The organism is Sorangium sp. So ce363 (genome assembly GCF_051520435.1).
GTDB lineage: Bacteria > Myxococcota_A > Polyangia > Polyangiales > Polyangiaceae > Sorangium > Sorangium cellulosum_B.
In genome coordinates this window covers 2,934,927-2,951,153 of the sequence record NZ_CP150333.1, presented here as the reverse complement: position 1 = coordinate 2,951,153, position 16,227 = coordinate 2,934,927, and the positions used below count along the sequence as shown (strand labels likewise).

Sequence of the window (16,227 nt, the reverse complement as noted above, 5' to 3'; positions counted from 1 at the left end):
CAGGAGCAACGTCCCGCAGGAGCGCTGCTGGTTCCGGCTTCCCTTGAGCCCCGCCGGGGGCTGGAGCCGATAAACGGATGGGGCGACGCATCACACGCGGGTATCCGTCCTCGATCTCGGCGCCTTCCCGACACGCGTGGAGCGCCTGGCATCCTCGGTGCAGGTCAACTACCTTGGGGCCATGATCAGCGGCGTGGTGGAGCCGGTCCGGCTCGGGGAGACGGCGCTTCCAGACGGCCGGCGGCTGGGCTGGGCGGAGTGGGGACCGGAGGGCGGCATCCCCGTGCTGCTCTGCCCCGGCGGCGCCACGAGCCGGTCGATGGGGTTCGGGGGCGACGTCGTCGACGGGCTCGGCGTGCGGCTGATCTCCGTGGATCGCCCGGGGCTCGGGGCGTCAGACCACGCCCCGGGCCGCACGCTCGGCGACTGGGCGCAGGACATACGGCGCTTCCTCGAGGCGCGGCAGCTGTCCGGCGTGGCGGCCGTCGGGTTCTCGGCGGGCGCGCCGTTCGCCCTGGCCTGCGCGGCGGCCAGCGTCGTGGCTGGCGTGGCCGTTGTCGCGGGGACCGATGAGCTGGCGAATCCGGTGTTCGCCGATGCGCTGGCGCCCGACGTGCGGCGGCTCGTGGAGCTGGTGGCGACCGACCCTGCGCGCGCGGAGGCGTTCTTCGGCGGGTTCAGCGCCGAGGCGATGTGGAGCTTCGTCCTCTCGACGCTCGCGGACGTCGACCGCGCGGTGTACACCGCCCCGGTGTTCGAGCGCGCTTACCGGCGCGCGATGGATGAGGCGTTCTCTCAGGGGCCGGCCGGCTACGCGCGCGACACGGTGCTGACGATGAGCCCGTGGCCGTTCAATCCGGGGAGCATCCGCGCGCCGGTCGACCTGTGGTACGGCGCGCGGGACACGAGCACGGTGCACTCACCGGACTTCGGGGCGTCGCTCGCCGGGCGGCTGCGCGCGGCAGAGAGGCGCGTGCTCCCGGAGGCGGGAGGGTCGCTGCTGTGGACGCATGCAGAGGAGATCCTGCGCTCGCTGCTCGGGCGCACGCGCGGGCGGTGAGCCCCACGCGGGATGCCCTTGGGGAGGAGGGCTACTTTGGCCGAAGGTGGGGTCTTTTGAACCGCCAAGCCGCCACGGACGCCAATAGAATCACGAAATCTTGGCGCTTTATGGCGACTTCGCGGTTCCATCATTTGACCCGGCTGGTTCGCCCGATGGGTGAAGCGGGGACGACCCCGCGCTGCCCGGCCGCGGCCACGGGGAACAACCTGCGCTCGCCGCTGTCCCGCCGATCCATGCCTCGTTCCGTGGCCCGGTTCTTCCTCCTCGCGTACGCCATCACATGGCTTTGCCAGCTGCCCCTGCTGCTCCAGCAGTGGGGCGCCGGCATCCCTCCCGGCGTCGCCATGGCGCCGCTCGTGCTCGGCGCCGTCGGCCCCTCGCTCGCGGCCGTTGTGTGCGCCTGGAAGGAGGGCGGCCGAGCAGGGCTCTCGGGGCTCCTCTCGCCCCACCCCGCCCCGGCGGGCTGGGGCTACGCGCCGCTCGCCCTGTGCATGCCGGCGGCGCTGCACCTCCTCGGCCTCGCGCTGCTGGCGCTCGCCGGCGGGAGCCTGCCGGCGACGCTCCTGGTTACGCCTGTCACGCCGGAACACCGAGGCATCGCCGTCCTCGCCCCGCTGGGTGAGGAGCTGGGATGGCGCGGCTATGCCCTCCGGCGGCTCCTTCCGGCGCAGGGGCCCGTGCGCGCCAGCCTCGTCCTCGGCGTCGCGTGGACCTTCTGGCACCTGCCCGCCCTGTGCCTGCCGGGCGTCCCGTGGTGGTCGTGGGCGCTCAGCCTCCTGTTCATCACGTCGCTCAGCGTGCTGATGACGGCGCTGCACCTCCGATCCGGCGGCAGCGTGCTCGTCGCGTGGGCGGCGCACCTCGGCATCCACCTCGACAACGTCTCTCGCGCGCACATGTCCGGCGACGGCGCCGCGCCGCTCCTGGTCACGACGATCGTCGCGCTCGTGGCCGCGGTCATCACCGCTCGGCGGATGCAGATGCAGACACGAGGCGCCGGACCGCGAGCCCTCGGAGAGCGTCAGTTGCCGCTGGAATCACCATAAAGCTCTCCTCGAGGGGCGTCCGCCTTCATGAGATCCAGGAGCGCGGGCCAGAACGCAGCCTCCGCGTCGATGCCGGCGTCTCCTATCGCCGCGCTCCCCGAAACAGCGCCATCATTCCAGCGCTGGGGCTTGCCAGTCCACCCAGTCCGCCATGCTGAGGGAGCCGCCCGAGCCCACGACGAATTCTCCGGGCGCCTCGCCCTCGTGCTTCAGAAACCTGGCGATATTCTTGGCGAGGAGATCGGTGTATTCGTTCTTGTAAGAGCAATGCGCCGTCTCGGCGACCTTCGAGTGGTAGCTGACATTCTTCTCGACGCCCAGCGCCTTGTAGACCTCTGCTCCGGCCGCTGTCGCCGTATGACCGGCGGGGGCGCCCATCTGAGCCTGGTGCGGGTTCTCGAGGACGAGCAGCCCGCGCGGCGCCATCATCGCGATCAGGGCGTGGGTGTCGATCGGGAGCTTGACGGCGTTCGAGGCATTGTTCTTGAAGACGAATGGCTCGAAATTGTTGCTGAGCCAGTTCAGCCCGAAGTAGTTGTGGTCCGTCCGCTCCTTGCCCAGCACGTCGGCGATGCGGTAGGCCGGGACACCGGCGGTGCTCGTCTCGTGGGGGATCGTCAAGGCGATCCGATCATCGAAGACGCCGATGGCAAATGCTCCCTTGCCGTTGCGCGAGCACCCCGTGACGCCGATCCCGGTCGGATCGATGATGTCGCCTCCCGACGCCTGGATGACGTCGAGGATCCGACTGGCGCCCCAGGCCCATGCCATCAAGAGGCCCGCGGAGTGATTGCCGCCGTAGATATCATAGAACTTTCCCGGGTTCGGCTTTCCTCTGGATTGCTCCGCGGTGCCCTCCCTGCCGATCTCGTTGTGGTTGTAGTAGATGACGGCGACACCTTGATCCAGGACGCGGCTTTCACCTAGCGTGATGCCGCCGAACCCGCCTTTCCCGCCCACGTTGATGATCGCGGGAAAGGGCGCTTCCCCCTTCGAGGGCAGCACGATGTCGGCGCTGAAGTCGATCTTCTTGCCCTGGGCTTCCACGTGCACGGAGATCTTGTTCTCGGTGACGGTGCCGGTCACCACGTCGGGCGTCGGCTTCTCGCCGTAGATGTACTTCTCGGCCTGCTTGCGTATCTCCTGCCTTCGGCAGTGCCATTCTGCTCTGGTGGAAACGCTGGTTCCGTCGAGCCTCTTGAACGGGTCGGGCAACTTGGAGATCTTGGGTAGAGCGCTTGCTTCCGGCAGGGCAGCGACTTCGCAATCGGCGCTCTCGTTCTCGACAGGTGTGTCGTCCGGACCCGTGCCCGAGCTCGAGCTGGACGTCGTATCGACGCCCGAGCTCGAGCTCGACGTCGTGCCGCCGCTCGAGCTGGCGCTCGACGTCGTATTGACGCCCGAGCTGGCGCTCGACGTCGTGTCGCCGCTGCTGGTCGCGCTCTCGCCGCCCGAGCCGTCCGAGCCGCCGCCCGCACCTCCTTGCCCGGAGAGGTTCGGCTCGGACTGCCCGCAGGCAGCGGCTGTGAGGCAAAGACCGAGGGCAGCGCGGGCGGCTCGAGTGGCAAGCGTTCGCATGGATGGACCTCCTGGAGCGAGCATAATCAACGTTCATCGGTTGGATTTGCACTCACCGGAACGGCAGCTGGGATCGCGGCGCAATGAGACGTCCAAAGGCGCTTTCATGTCAAGCACAGGGTGGTGCAACTATTCAGCTCACCGCGCAACAGACGGCGGTCGATCCTGTCCGATGAGTCCCGGTCGAATGACGGCTCTGGAAGGTTCAGTGATAATGGCCAACTTCAGCCCGGATGACGTGCCGCGTTCACTCCACGGCCAGCGGGGCGGCCGCGTTACGTCGCGGCGGCGAGCGCACGCGCCTGCGCGAACAGGTCGGGGCGCGCCCGGTCGTGGGACCAGCCCTCGGGGTACGAGGCAACCGCCGCGGGGCGACCGCGCACGCGGCGCTCGTAGGCGTCGAGCGCCGGATAACCGGCGAGCGACAGCCCGCGCCGCTGCATGTAGGCGAGCACCGGGTAGAACGCGCAGTCCGCGAGCGTGAAGGCGTCCGACGCGATGAACCGCGTCTTCTGGGCCCGCGCATCCCACAGCGCGAGCTCTCGCTCCACGCCAGAGAGCGCGCCCAGGATGGCTGCTCGCCGGTCCGGCGACACGGCCTCCGGGCCGGCCTCGAAGAGGCCCTCCAGCGGGTCGTAGACACACGCCGTGGCCTCGGACTCCTGCGCGAAGGCGAGCGCGCGGGCGAGCGCGCCGGGCTCGGCGAGCGGCGGGAGGAGCGGCGGGTCGGGATACCGCAGCTCGAGGTACGTCAGGATGGCCAGCGACTCGTTCATGACGGTGCCGTCGGGCTCCACGAGCACCGGGGCCTGGCCGCGCGGGTTGAGGGCCAGGAACTCCGGGGTGCGCGTCTCGCGGGGCTCCCGCATCACGCGCAGGCGGCGCGGCTCGAAGGCGAGTCCCTTCTCGTGAGCCGCCATCAGGACGCGCCAGCTCGAGATCGAGCCGTTCACGAAATACACCGCGCGCCGCGCGCTCATCGGTCGCCCCCGGGCTCCTGCGACGCGCGGAGCGTGCGAAAATTGAGCGCCTCGAAGCCGGGGCGGTACGCGGCGACATCGAAGGTGGGGTCGATGTTCTCGGCGCGGAAGAGCTGCAACATCCGCTCTGCCTCGCAGCGCTCCTCCGCCTCGCGCTCCGGCTCGGGGACCGCGGATCGGGCTCGGGCGCGCGCCTCGGCGTCGGCGCGCTCGGACGCGGGCGCGCCGACGCCCCAGACAGCCCCGGTCGCCGGATCGTGAAACGTGCCGATGTGCCGGAACGTCAGCGAGATGCGCGATGGCGGCGTCGGGCCGCCGCCCTCACCCTCCGTGTCCCCCTCCTGGCGAATGGCGTGATAGAATCGGCGGTTCGTCTCCAGGTCCATGACGAGCAGCGAGCCGTGCGGCAGAGGGACCTTCTGGATGGCATCCCCGTCCTCGGCGCGCTTGGGCCGGAGCACCATGGTGCGCTGTCGTCCGAGCGAGACATTGACGATGAACGACGGGCGCACGAGGTCGAGCGTCTTGTCGGAGTGCTCGCTGATCCAGTCGCGCCCCGTGCGGTAGAGCTGGAGCAGGCAATGGTTGAGCGGGTGTCCCACGCGGCGCTCGACCTCCCTGCGAATGCGGTCGACGGCGGGGGTGAAGGGGCAGAGCTCGGGCTGCTCGTCGACCGGGTGTCGATAGAGCGGCATCGCGCCGTCGGGCGAGCGCTCGCCCTGGATCGCGACGAGGCGGGGCACCTCCCCTCCGCGGTGGCGCATCGTCGTCCAGGCGACCTCGCGCTCGACGGCGGCGAAGGCGCCGGCGTCCCCGGCGAGGCGCTCGTCGAGGGCGCCGCACCACAGCGCCGTCTCGCCCGCGCCGATGCCGGCGATGTGCACGGGCCCCGGTCCCTCGGAGAGCAGGTCGGCCCAGCTGCGGCGCCGGCCGCCGAGGCCCTCGATCTCGCGCAGCGCCACGGCGTGTTTGCCCGCGGTCCCCGCCGCGGTCGCGTCCCCGAGGATGTCGACGTCATAGCCGAGCCGGCGCGCGTCGCGGGCGGCGGCGAGGACACACACGTTGGTCGCGACGCCGCACAGGACCACGGCGGTCACGCCCGCCTGCGCCAGCCGGGCGTGCAGCTCGGTGTCGCGAAACGCCGAATACCAGCGCTTCTCGACGTGCCATTCCGCGGTCCCCGCGGGGCGCTCGGCGCGCACCGGGACGAGCGCGGGGAACAGCTCGGCGCCCCACGTGCCGCGGGCGCAGCACGCGCTGCCGGTGTGCGTCTGCCCGCGGAGCGCGTCCGGCGCCGCGTCGATCTCGCCGTAGGCCGAGGTCACCCACACCACGACCCGCCCCTGCGCGCGCGCCGCGCGCGCGAGCCAGGCCACGGTCTGCGCGAGCTGGTGCGGATCGCAGTGGCGCTTCGAGAACGCGCCGCCCTCCGCGAGGAAGTCGTTCTGCATGTCGATGATCAGCAGCGCCGTGCGCGCAGGATCCCGGGAAGGCGCCCCAGCTCTCACGTCCATCGTGCCCTGGTACCACCGGCCGGTCGCTCGGCCAAGCTCCGGGGCCGCGACGCGGGGCGCGGAACAGAGCACGCCAGGCCGAGCTCACCCGGGATCACCGAGGTGCCAACGTCGAACAGGGCAGCGCGGGCACCCATAACGATCGAAGAGGTCGAAGCTGAGACGATCGAAGAGGTCGACGCTGCGACTCGACAGCTCGTCGAGAGAGCCAACGCTGCCAGGCCACTGCCCTGAGGCGACGCAAAGCGCGCCTGCTCTATCGCCTCCGCCCCTGACGGCTCGCCGCGCTTCGATCTGGCCACGGCGCACGTGCGCCGCGCGGGCACGTCCACGTCGAACACCACAACTGACCGCCTGCGCTCACCAGAGAACACCGTCTCCCGACCCATGGGAGCCCGGAGCTCTGGCGTGTCCGCCCACGTCGTAAGCGGCCGTACAACACGATGGCTTTGTTGTGTCCCCTTCCAAAGGGTCTCTGCACCTCCGCCAGACACAGACGCTCTCGCCGTGGCGTCCGGCCCTCGCACCCGCGCTGTCGAGAAGGTCGAGGCCGGCGGGCCGATCTGCCGGCCCGTTGGCCCGCCGGCCCGCCAGCCCAATAGAAAGATGCTGTATGTCCGAGTGTTCTTGCCTCGATTGATGTTTACTTGAGGCGTGACCCGAGCGTACCTTGGGCAAAGGCGACGCCCCTTGGGGAGAGGGGGCGTTCGAGCCGCGCGGGCGAGCGCTCGAGTGGCCTTCGTTGCCTGCGAGGGAGGCGGTGGTGTCTCGAAAGAAGATCCTGCTGGTGGACGACTCGGAGACCGTCCTGATGATGGAGCAGATGATCCTCCGGAAGAGCTATGACGTGGTCACTGCCAAGGACGGCAGCGCGGCGGTGGCCAGGGCGCTCGCCGAGCGACCTGATCTGATCCTGCTCGACGTGATCATGCCGGCCATGGATGGATTCGAGGCCTGCCGGCGGCTGCGATCGGAGGAGGCGACGCGGGAGACGCCCATTGTCCTCGTCACGAGCCGAGGCGAGGTCTCGCACAGGGAAGAGGGGTTTCGCTGTGGCTGCTCCGACTACATCACGAAGCCCATCGACTCCCTGGAGCTCCTCGAGAAGGTCAAGAGCTGTCTCGGCGAATGAGGTGAAGACCGACATGTCGCGTGATGGACAAGCGGAACGCGGGGTGGAGCGCGCGGTGCGCCGCGAGCGATCGTCACGAGCGCACGTGAGCGCGCTCGAAGGGCAGAAGAAGCGGCTCGCGCGGCGCGCCCGCGCGCTCGGCCGGCTGCTCGTCCGGGTCCGGAGGGCCCGCGGGCGCCTCGAGGCCCGCGCCGTCCGCGCCGAGGCGGCGCTCGCGCTCGCCGCCGAGCGATGCGCCGAGGAGGAACAGCAGCGCTCGCAGCTCGCGAGCCTCTATGTCGCGAGCCGCCGGCTCCTGCCGCTCCGGACCCGTGAGGAGGCGTGCAGCGCCCTCCAGGACATCATCGCGAACCTCGTCGGCTCCGAGGAGATCGCCGTCTTCGAGATCGACGGCGGCGGGGCGGCGAGGGTCGTCGCGGCCTACGGCGTCGCTCCGTCGTCCGCCGTCCTCTTGGCGCCGGAAGAGGGCATCGTGGGGCGCGTGGCGCGGCGGATCGAGCCGTATTTCCGGCAGGGCGCCGCGCTCGGCAGCGACCCGGCCACCCCCCAGGCCCCCTGCGCGCGCGGCGAGGGCGACGTCATGGCCTGTGTCCCGCTCACGATGGACGAGCGCGTGGTCGGCGTCATCGCCGTCTTCCACCTGCTCTCGCAGAAACCCGAGCTCGGGCCGATCGACAAGGCTCTTCTCGAAGCGCTCGGCACGCTGGCGGCCGGGCCGTTCTGCGCGGGGCGGGAGCGCTGCGGCGCCCTGGAGATGCGATGACGATGCTCAAGCCCCCGTCGCAGCGGTACGGCGCTGGAGGAGCGCGGCTGAGCGCGCCCCCCCCGCGCAGCCCGCAGCCCCACTACCTCACGCCGGGCAACGTCTTCGCGTCGGGCGAGCCGACGATCATCACCACGATCGTCGGCTCGTGCGTCGCGATCTGCCTCTGGGAGCCGGCGCTCGGCGTGGGCGGCATGAATCACTACGTGCTCCCCAGCTGCCCCAACCTCAAGCTGCCGCTCGGGCGCTTCGGAGACACCGCCTTTCAGCAGCTCCTCGATCGTCTGGCGGCCCTCGGCGCCACGCCCCGCTCGCTCCAGGCACGGATCGTCGGCGGCGCCTGCATGATCTCCGCCTTCCGGGAGCGGGACTCGCACCTCGGACACCAGAACGTGGCGGTCGGGGTCATGGTGCTGCGCGCCGCCGGGATCCGGGTCGTCCAGCAGGACACGGGCGGCAGCCAGGGCCGGAAGCTCATCTTTCGCACCGACGACGGCAGCGCCGCCATCCAGCCCCTGTGATCGCAATGGATGCCGAGCGGGCTGCGCTCATGCAGATGTTCGCCGCCGAGACGGCCGAGCACCTCGACGAGCTCGAGAGCGCGCTCCTCGAGCTCGAGCGGCGGCCCGACGCCGGCCACCTGCTGGAGCGCATCTTCCGCGTCGCCCACACGATGAAGGGCAATGCCAGCTCCGTCGGCGCCCACGGGCTGAGCGAGCTCACCCACGCCGCCGAGGACGTGATCGAGGATCTGCACCGGGGCACGCTGCCGGTGACCGGCATGGTGGTCTCGCTGCTCCTCGAGACGGTCGACTCGGCGCGCCGCCAGCTCGCGGAGATGGACGCCGGAGAGGAGCCCTCGGGGTCGACCTCGCTGCCCGCGGCCGTGCTCGAGCGGCTCAGGAGCGCCCGGCGCGCCGAGCGCGAGGGGACCTCCTCGACGCCGAAGGGGGCCACCTCGAGCGCCGCGGACGAGGGCGACCGGAGCTCGGGCGCGAAGACCGTCCGCATCACCGTCGAGAAGCTCGATTGCATGGTCGATCTCATCGGCGAGGTCGCGATCACCCGGAACCGGATCGCGCGCGAGGTCCAGCTGGCGGGCGGCGCCGTCGGCGCGGCGCTGCGGGACGGCCTCGAGGAGCTCGACCGGCTGAACACCAAGCTCGAGGAGGCGATCCGCCGCGCGCGGATGGTGCCTGTCGGCCCCTGGTTCCGGCAGTACGAGCGCGCCGTGCGCGATCTCGCCCGGTCGCACGGCAAGCTCGCGCGCCTCGTGGTCGTGCACGGCGACGTCGAGGTGGACACCGCGGTGATCGAGCGCCTCCGCGACGTGCTGACGCACCTCATCCGCAACGGCATCGATCACGGCCTCGAGCCGCCCGAGGTGCGGAAGGCGTGCGGCAAGGACGCGCGCGGGACGATCACCCTGCGCGCCACGCACGAGGGCGGCGGCATCGCGCTCCGCGTCTCCGACGACGGCGCCGGGATGAACCGCGCCCAGATCGCGGCGCGGGCCAGCGCGCAGGGCAGGTGCACGGACGCCGACGCGCTCTCCGACAGCGAGCTCTATGACCTGGTGTTCGAGCCGGGCTTCTCCACCGCCACGACCGTCTCCGATCTGTCCGGCCGGGGGATGGGCATGGACGTGGTGCGGCGCCGCGTCGAGTCGCTGGAGGGCTCGATCGGGATCGAGAGCGCCGCGGGGGTCGGCACCACGCTGATCCTCCGGCTCCCGCTCACCCTCGCGACGATCGAGGGCTTCTCGGTGAGCGCCGCCGGCGAGCGTTATGTCATCCCGCTCGGCGCGGTCGTCGCCTGCGTCGGGCTCCCGCGCGGCGCCCTCGCCGCGGGCCCGGGCGGCGTCCTTCACGTGCACGGGCGCGCGCTGCCGTGCGTGCGGCTCCGCGACCTCTTCGGGCTCTCCGGGCCTGCGCCGGCCCGCGAGAGCGTGGTCGTGGTGGCCCACGAGGGGGGCCAGGCCGGCCTCGTCGTCGACTCGCTCGACGGCGAGGGCAGGACGGTCATCAAGCCGCTCGGCCGGCTCTTCCGCCGCACCCGGGGCATCACCGGATCCACGGTCCTCGCCGACGGCAGGCTCGCGCTGATCCTCGATGTGGACGCGCTGATGCACGACCTCACCCGCGGCCGCGCCGGCGGCGGCGCGCTCGCGCCCAGGGCTCGATGGCGGGCTCCCCCCTCGGAGGCGCGGGGAGGGGCGATGGATCCGGAGGGGAGGACACGATGAACCGGCTCAGGATTGCGCTGCGTCTCTCGCTCTCGCTCGCGTTCATGGCGATGCTCATGGTCGCCATCGCGATCTCGGGGCACCTCGGCCTGACCTCCGTCGCGGAGAAGACACACGAGATCCTGGTGTCGGACGTCCGGGAGCTCGCGATCGCGATGCAGCTCGAGCGGGACCTCCTGGAGCTCCGCCGCTACGAGAAAGACTGCTTCCTCAGCATGGGCGATCGCCCGATCCAGCAGGGGTATCAGGAGAAATGGAACGAGGCCGAGGCGCAGATCCAGCGCCGGCTGGACGAGCTCGACCGCCTCGTGACGCTGCCCCACGAGCGGGAGTCGGTCGCCGCGATGCGGCGCGATCTGGCGAGCTACATCGTCGGCTTTCGCCGCGTGATGCAGGACGTGCTTTCCGGGCAGCTGCCCACGTCCCAGGCGGCGAACAACGTGATGACCGGCTTCAAGGACGAGATCCATCGGTTCGAGGAATCGGCCGAGGGCTTCGCCCAGGCGAGCACGAGGCACATGGAGGCGATGCAGGCGTCCCTGAGCGGCGACGCGCAGCGCGCCTCGCGGGACATGGGCCTCATCGCCTTCGTGGCGCTGGCGGTCGGCGTGCTCGTCAGCGTCCTCCTCTCGCGCAGCATCACGGGTCCGCTGAGCTCGGCCGTGGGGCTCGCCAGGCGGATCGCCGACGGCGATCTGCGGCACCGGGGCGTGGCCGCGGGCCGCGACGAGCTCGGGCAGCTGGAGGAGGCGATGGGGGAGATGGCGGACAAGCTCTCGACCGTCCTCCTGGAGATCCGCACGGGCGCCGAGTCGCTCGCCGCGGCCTCGACGCAGATCTCGGCCACCTCGCAGAACCTGTCGCAGGGCACGAGCGAGCAGGCGGCCGCGGTGGAGGAGACGTCGGCGAGCCTCTCGGAGGTGAGCGGCTCGATCCAGAAGAACGCCGAGAGCAGCCAGCAGACCGGCGAGCTCGCCACCGGCGCCGCGGCCGCCGCGGAGCATAGCCTCGCTGCGGTCCAGCGCACCGTGGCCGCGATGCGCGACATCGCCGAGAAGGTCTCGATCGTGCAGGAGATCGCGTACCAGACCAACCTGCTCGCGCTGAACGCGTCGATCGAGGCGGCCCGGGCCGGCGAGCACGGCCGCGGCTTCGCCGTGGTCGCGAGCGAGGTCCGCCGCCTCGCGGAGCGGAGCCAGGCCGCCGCCAAGGAGATCGGCGCGCTCGCGTCGGCGAGCGTGCAGGTCGCCGATCGCTCGGGGCGGCTGCTCGAGGAGATGGCGCCCTCGATCCGGCAGACCTCGGCGCTCACGCAGGAGGTGGCGACCGCTTCGCTCAACCAGGCCGACGCGGTCGGCCAGGTGAACAGCGCCATGCGCCGCGTCGACGAGGTGACGCAGCGCAACGCCGCGATCAGCGAGGAGCTCGCCAGCACGGCCGAGGAGCTCGCGGCCCAGGCGGACGCGCTCTCGGGCATGCTGCGCTTCTTCCAGGTGGGCGACGAGCTCGCGTTCCCCGAGCGCACCCGCGTGCCGCGCGCCCCCGGCGCGGGCGACGCGCGGCGCCCCCCGCCGCCCTCCCGGGAGGGCTCCCCGGCCTCGCCGGGCGCCTCGAACGGCGCTGGCGTGCTCACGACGCTCGCCCGGGCCAGGACGAACGGGGCCCTGCGCTCCCCCGCGGCGCTGCACGAGGACGCCGAGTTCGAGCGCTTTCCGCCGCGGGGCGCGGATCGGGCCGCCTCTGCGCGCACGGAGGTCCCGTGAGCGCCGCGCCGGAGCCACGATCGTCGCAGTACATCTCGTTCTTCGTGGGCGGCGACGAGCTCGCGCTGGACATCCTCCGCGCGCGGGAGATCGTCGAGATCACCGCGATCACGCGGGTGCCGAGGATGCCGCAGGCCGTGCTCGGCGTGCTCAACCTGAGGGGGCGCGTGATCCCGGTCATCGACCTCGCCGTCCGGCTCGGGCTCCCGGCGTCGGTGATCGCGCGGCGGAGCTGCATCCTCATCGTCGAGACGGAGTTCGACGGCGAGCTCACCCGGATGGGCCTCTTCATCGACGCCGTGGGCGACGTCGTGGACCTCGACGCGGCGGCGATCGAGCCGCCGCCGCCGTTCGGCACGCGGGCCCGCCAGGGCCACCTCGTCGGCCTCGGCAAGGTGGGCGACAGGCTCCTCCTGCTGCTCGACATCGACCGGATCCTCTCGCCGGAGGAGCTCTTCGCGGCCGCGTCGCTCGAGGCCGAAGGCGGCGCCCGCGCGGCGCTGCCGGGCGCGCCGCCGCGGGGCGAGCCCGCGGGGGCCGGCGCGCTCGGCGCCGGCGAGGGCAGGCCGCGGCCTTCCCCGTAGGCGTCCGCTGCCAGAGGGGGAGAGCAGCCGTGGCTGCTCAGTTGCCGAAGCCGTGGCATGCGCGCCGCTCATCGCGAGCGACAACGTTCGCGCTCAGCGGCGAGGGCGGTGCAGGGCCCCGGCCTCGTCCGCCGCAGCAGGTTGTCCGGCCACGCCGGCCGCCGCGGCGCGCAGCTCGGACATCGCTTTGTTGTATGCAGGACTGCCGGGGGCGCAGAGCGCTACACTTCGCGGCCCCGACAACGGATTGCTCTCCAGCGCGCGGATGGCGCTGTCGATCGTGTCGAAGTGAGAGAACCACCGCTTTGCGGCTGCCACGACCCGAGGGGCGAGTAGGCGAAGGACCTCGACCTGCTCCGATTCCGACAGGCGAAACGACCAGGGTAGTTCCTCCCAGTTGAACGAATGCCCCGGCTGCGTGCGGAACTGGCAATGCCAGGGAGCCGGATTGTTTCGGACGGCTTGGCGCAGCCCACAACCAAACTCGACCTGGAAGATGCCGGCGCGAGGGCAGTGAAACCAGACGACGTCGACGAAGTACGGGCGAAGCCGCCACATGGCACGGCCTGGGTTGTGGAACCCGAGATCGGCAAGTCGCGGGCCGACGATCTGCGAGATCAGAGGCTTCACTTCAGCCCATGAAAGCATCGCCTCCCCTTTGCTGCCGAACGGGGCCTCTGCCGCGAGCGGGGACGCGTGCTCACCCTCTCATCGGCAGCAGGCCCAGGTCGGCCAGCGTCGGCGACACCGAGAGCCACCGCGATCACGGGTCGTCTCCGGGCTGGAGCGGAAACTCAAGCCAATCGAAGCGTTCGAGCAGCGCCGCCTCAGCATCGTCATACTCGGAATTGAAGCAGTGATGGTGCGGGACAGGGATCTCGATCGCGCGCCGTGCCAGGCCGCGCGCCTCAGCATGGCCGACAAACTGCTCGAGCGGGCCGTAGGCGTAGACAATGTTGTGGTTGTCGTAGACGATCGTGCTCTGCGAGGGCAACGATGTGACCCAGACGTGATGGCGGCCATCGCGCTCGAAGAACTCTTCGAATTCGCGAAGAAAGCCGGCCACATCTCGCAACTGCATCGGGGCTGGTTCCTGCCGCCGAGCAGCCGCGTTGCCGCAGCGGGACACCACGAGCACGTGGAGAACACCGAACGGCGCCGGCAACGGTCGCAGGAGATCGAGGATGAGGTCGATCTGGCGTTCGGCCGGCGCGAGCACCAGGCGATCGGGGCCCGTGGTGCGCTGGAGATCCCACGCGTCCGGGTATCGATGCTCGACCCAGCGGCTATCAGGTGCCAGCGAACCGAGCTTGTAGGGTTGTACCTTCATGGCGAACGGCCTCAATCGAGCACCGCCGGGGCGCTCATGTGGACGTGCTCGACCGGGATGCTGCGGGCCGCAGACCGTCGTCAGGCGCTCCACCCGTCAAGTCTGTGGCTTCTGGCATCGCGGATCCCACCTTCGATCCTCTGTTCCGTCGAGGTCGGCTCTGACCTCTCCGGACTCGTCGAATTGCCAGGCTGAATATCCATAGAAGAACCACTTCTTGATCGGTATCGGTCGCATCCCGCGAAGCTCCTCTGGCGTGTGATGCCAGTGAGGTGGAATCACCGAGAAGAAGAGGTCGTTCGCGATTCGCTTCGCTCGAAGGGACATCGACAAGAAACAGTGCTTGACCGTCCCTCGCGGCGCGACATCATCACAGTCCGGATGAGAGTAGAAGTACCGGACGCCTTGCATCACTTGCCCGACGTTGAGCGCCGTGTGCTTCGCGTACTCCTCCAGAAAGATTGTCAGCCTCATTTCTCTATCCTCGGACAAGCGGCGTAAAGGTCAGCAGATTCGACCGAAGCCGCGGGACCTGCGCTGTCCAGTTCGTCGCCTTTGGGGACCTCCCCCACACAAAATCTCACAGACCGGCTCTGCGCCGCAAGGCCCAAATGCTGTCCAGCGCGGTCGCGTAGATGCGCCTGACACCGGCGGCGATCGCCGCCTTTCCGGTGGCCGCGAGCGCCGGCTGGGCGGCCGGGCCGGAGGAGCCGCCGCACGCGTCGAACGCCGGCGCTGCGGCGCGCAGCGGGGGCGAACAGGAGAGCGCGCGCCGTGTCACGGCTCCCGGTAGCTCTCGTACTCCCAGGCGAAGTAGCGCCGGAGGTTCTCGACACGCGTGTTTCGCCGGTGAGGCGCTCGACTCGACCTGCGCGCGAGGCGCGGAGCGCGGAGCCACTCCGGGAGTCAGCCAGCATCGATCCAGCCGCGCGCGTCGCACTCGTTGCAGGGGAACTCGATTCCGAATCCGGGGGCCGGTTCAGCTACGCGTTTGCCATTGCACTTCGAGCAGACCGACGACCCCGGAGGTGGCTGCGGGATCAACTCGAGAAGCTCGACGATGCCCGTCTTCCGGGCGCCGACGATCAGCGCGGAATGTGCGTGCAAACCGCCGACCTCGACGATCTCATCGCCGTCCCAGCCACGGAGGTCCTCGAGGACGCGGCCGTCGGAGGTCAGGTAAGTCATCGGTCCCATGCCGGGGTCGAGCAAGAACGCGTCGTACTTGTCTTCAACCTCGTCCTGCCAAGAGTTCATGGCCGCGACGTACTGCCCGGCCGCCTGATCGACGGAAGAAGCTCCAGAGAAGAGGTGTCGAATGGAATCGATGAAGTTACCGCCCGCCTGCTCGCGCGGCGCGCCGGCAGCACTGCGGGTTGCCCGCAGCTGACGTTGTTCAAGACGTCGAGCGCGCAGGCGTTCGAGCAGGGGCGGTGGGATTTCGAAGGGCATGCGAGGACGGTTCGCTCGGGTGAAATCGACGTGCCGCGCGAGGGGGAGCGCGAGGACCTCAGCCCTCGCTTGACCTCCGCGGGTCACCCGAGGACCATCCCCGCGGCTACCGGGACGGGTGCCGGGGCCACCGCCGATGGGAGGGAGCACCAGATGATCGACCTGTACACGTGGACCACGCCGAACGGCTACAAGCCCGTCATTCTCCTCGAGGAGCTCGGGCTCGCCTACGAGATCAAGCCGATCGACATCGGGTCCGGCGCGCAGAAAACGCCGGAGTACCTGCGCATCAACCCCAACGGGAAGATCCCCGCGCTCCGGGATCACGACCACCCGAACGGGCCAGTGACCGTCTTCGAGTCGGGCGCGATCCTCATCTACCTCGCCGAGAAGACGGGCAAGCTCTTGCCCGCGAGCGAGCCGGGCCGGTCGCGCGTCATCGAGTGGCTGATGTTCCAGATGGGCGCGGTGGGGCCGATGCTCGGCCAGCTCGGCCATTTCCGCAGCGCCGCGCCCGAGAAGATCCCCTACGCGATCGAGCGCTATCAGAACGAGCAGGACCGCATCTACAAGGTGCTCGACGGCCGCCTCGCCGAGTCCGAGCACCTCGCCGACGAGTACTCGATCGCGGACATCGCCACGTTTCCGTGGATCTCCGGGGCCGCGCGCATGGGGGTCGCGATCGAGCCGTATCCGAACCTCGCGCGCTGGGAGAAGGCGATCAAGGCGAGGCCGGCGGTCACACGAGCGCTCGCGGCGAAGATCAAGCCCTGAAGG

General features: G+C 70.5%; 17 protein-coding genes. 9 read left to right on the top strand and 8 right to left on the bottom strand.

Going from position 1 to position 16,227, the window contains the following annotated elements; genetic code table 11:
- Positions 1-181 precede the first annotated feature (181 nt).
- Entirely contained in the window at positions 182-1,060 is an 879-nt protein-coding gene (locus WMF12_RS11510) for an alpha/beta fold hydrolase (RefSeq protein WP_437870743.1), read from the top strand.
- Between the two features lie 155 nt (positions 1,061-1,215).
- Complete coding sequence (locus WMF12_RS11505; protein WP_437870742.1) at positions 1,216-2,109, top strand: CPBP family intramembrane glutamic endopeptidase; 894 nt, start codon at positions 1,216-1,218, stop codon at positions 2,107-2,109.
- 111 nt (positions 2,110-2,220) lie between these two features.
- Here WMF12_RS11505 and WMF12_RS11500 read toward each other — a convergent pair whose 3' ends face one another.
- From WMF12_RS11500 to WMF12_RS11490, 3 genes are all read right to left on the bottom strand, one after another.
- Entirely contained in the window at positions 2,221-3,687 is a 1,467-nt protein-coding gene (locus WMF12_RS11500; RefSeq protein ID WP_437870741.1) for a glucuronyl esterase domain-containing protein, read from the bottom strand.
- A gap of 275 nt (positions 3,688-3,962) precedes the next feature.
- On the bottom strand, positions 3,963-4,667 hold the full coding sequence (locus WMF12_RS11495) for a glutathione S-transferase family protein (protein WP_437870740.1): 705 nt from the start codon (positions 4,665-4,667) through the stop codon (positions 3,963-3,965).
- The gene (locus tag WMF12_RS11490; protein WP_437870739.1) at positions 4,664-6,181 is read right to left on the bottom strand and encodes an isochorismatase family protein; all 1,518 of its coding nucleotides are present in this window, start codon (positions 6,179-6,181) and stop codon (positions 4,664-4,666) included. The genes WMF12_RS11495 and WMF12_RS11490 overlap by 4 nt, the downstream gene beginning before the upstream one ends.
- A gap of 763 nt (positions 6,182-6,944) precedes the next feature.
- Between WMF12_RS11490 and WMF12_RS11485 the strand changes: the two genes are divergently transcribed.
- The 6 genes from WMF12_RS11485 to WMF12_RS11460 all read left to right on the top strand — a co-directional run bounded on the left by WMF12_RS11485 (position 6,945) and on the right by WMF12_RS11460 (position 12,668).
- Complete coding sequence (locus tag WMF12_RS11485; RefSeq protein WP_437299247.1) at positions 6,945-7,313, top strand: response regulator; 369 nt, start codon at positions 6,945-6,947, stop codon at positions 7,311-7,313.
- An 85-nt stretch (positions 7,314-7,398) separates the two neighbouring features.
- Complete coding sequence (locus WMF12_RS11480) at positions 7,399-8,076, top strand: GAF domain-containing protein (RefSeq protein WP_437870738.1); 678 nt, start codon at positions 7,399-7,401, stop codon at positions 8,074-8,076.
- Positions 8,073-8,597, top strand: coding sequence for a chemotaxis protein CheD (locus WMF12_RS11475; RefSeq protein WP_437870737.1), 525 nt, complete (start codon positions 8,073-8,075; stop codon positions 8,595-8,597). The genes WMF12_RS11480 and WMF12_RS11475 overlap by 4 nt, the downstream gene beginning before the upstream one ends.
- A gap of 5 nt (positions 8,598-8,602) precedes the next feature.
- A complete protein-coding gene (locus tag WMF12_RS11470; protein ID WP_437870736.1) occupies positions 8,603-10,321 on the top strand; it encodes a chemotaxis protein CheA in 1,719 nt (572 codons plus the stop codon).
- Positions 10,318-12,084, top strand: a complete 1,767-nt coding sequence (locus tag WMF12_RS11465) for a methyl-accepting chemotaxis protein (RefSeq protein ID WP_437870735.1) — start codon at positions 10,318-10,320, stop codon at positions 12,082-12,084. Before WMF12_RS11470 ends, WMF12_RS11465 begins: the two co-directional genes overlap by 4 nt.
- Positions 12,081-12,668, top strand: coding sequence for a chemotaxis protein CheW (locus WMF12_RS11460; protein ID WP_437870734.1), 588 nt, complete (start codon positions 12,081-12,083; stop codon positions 12,666-12,668). The genes WMF12_RS11465 and WMF12_RS11460 overlap by 4 nt, the downstream gene beginning before the upstream one ends.
- 93 nt (positions 12,669-12,761) lie before the next feature.
- Here the strand turns inward: WMF12_RS11460 and WMF12_RS11455 are convergent, their stop codons facing one another.
- The 5 genes from WMF12_RS11455 to WMF12_RS11435 form a co-directional block, all read right to left on the bottom strand.
- On the bottom strand, positions 12,762-13,298 hold the full coding sequence (locus WMF12_RS11455) for a hypothetical protein (RefSeq protein WP_437870733.1): 537 nt from the start codon (positions 13,296-13,298) through the stop codon (positions 12,762-12,764).
- A 133-nt stretch (positions 13,299-13,431) separates the two neighbouring features.
- Complete coding sequence (locus WMF12_RS11450; protein ID WP_437870732.1) at positions 13,432-13,998, bottom strand: hypothetical protein; 567 nt, start codon at positions 13,996-13,998, stop codon at positions 13,432-13,434.
- Positions 13,999-14,094: 96 nt separating this feature from the next.
- The gene (locus tag WMF12_RS11445; protein ID WP_437870731.1) at positions 14,095-14,472 is read right to left on the bottom strand and encodes a hypothetical protein; all 378 of its coding nucleotides are present in this window, start codon (positions 14,470-14,472) and stop codon (positions 14,095-14,097) included.
- Between the two features lie 106 nt (positions 14,473-14,578).
- Positions 14,579-14,779: a hypothetical protein gene (locus WMF12_RS11440; RefSeq protein ID WP_437870730.1), complete on the bottom strand. Its 201-nt coding sequence runs from the start codon at positions 14,777-14,779 to the stop codon at positions 14,579-14,581.
- 125 nt (positions 14,780-14,904) lie between these two features.
- Entirely contained in the window at positions 14,905-15,450 is a 546-nt protein-coding gene (locus WMF12_RS11435; RefSeq protein WP_437870729.1) for a hypothetical protein, read from the bottom strand.
- A gap of 153 nt (positions 15,451-15,603) precedes the next feature.
- Between WMF12_RS11435 and WMF12_RS11430 the strand changes: the two genes are divergently transcribed.
- Complete coding sequence (locus WMF12_RS11430) at positions 15,604-16,224, top strand: glutathione S-transferase family protein (RefSeq protein WP_437870728.1); 621 nt, start codon at positions 15,604-15,606, stop codon at positions 16,222-16,224.
- Positions 16,225-16,227: the final 3 nt, after the last annotated feature.

Bases quoted from the DNA above. Each gene is read 5' to 3' on its own strand.
- WMF12_RS11510 (WP_437870743.1), top strand. From the start codon at position 182: ATGATCAGCGGCGTGGTGGAGCCGGTCCGGCTCGGGGAGACGGCGCTT.
- WMF12_RS11505 (WP_437870742.1), top strand. From the start codon at position 1,216: ATGGGTGAAGCGGGGACGACCCCGCGCTGCCCGGCCGCGGCCACGGGG.
- WMF12_RS11500 (WP_437870741.1), bottom strand. From the start codon at position 3,687: ATGCGAACGCTTGCCACTCGAGCCGCCCGCGCTGCCCTCGGTCTTTGC.
- WMF12_RS11495 (WP_437870740.1), bottom strand. From the start codon at position 4,667: ATGAGCGCGCGGCGCGCGGTGTATTTCGTGAACGGCTCGATCTCGAGC.
- WMF12_RS11490 (WP_437870739.1), bottom strand. From the start codon at position 6,181: ATGGACGTGAGAGCTGGGGCGCCTTCCCGGGATCCTGCGCGCACGGCG.
- WMF12_RS11475 (WP_437870737.1), top strand. From the start codon at position 8,073: ATGACGATGCTCAAGCCCCCGTCGCAGCGGTACGGCGCTGGAGGAGCG.
- WMF12_RS11470 (WP_437870736.1), top strand. From the start codon at position 8,603: ATGGATGCCGAGCGGGCTGCGCTCATGCAGATGTTCGCCGCCGAGACG.
- WMF12_RS11465 (WP_437870735.1), top strand. From the start codon at position 10,318: ATGAACCGGCTCAGGATTGCGCTGCGTCTCTCGCTCTCGCTCGCGTTC.
- WMF12_RS11450 (WP_437870732.1), bottom strand. From the start codon at position 13,998: ATGAAGGTACAACCCTACAAGCTCGGTTCGCTGGCACCTGATAGCCGC.
- WMF12_RS11445 (WP_437870731.1), bottom strand. From the start codon at position 14,472: ATGAGGCTGACAATCTTTCTGGAGGAGTACGCGAAGCACACGGCGCTC.
- WMF12_RS11435 (WP_437870729.1), bottom strand. From the start codon at position 15,450: ATGCCCTTCGAAATCCCACCGCCCCTGCTCGAACGCCTGCGCGCTCGA.
- WMF12_RS11430 (WP_437870728.1), top strand. From the start codon at position 15,604: ATGATCGACCTGTACACGTGGACCACGCCGAACGGCTACAAGCCCGTC.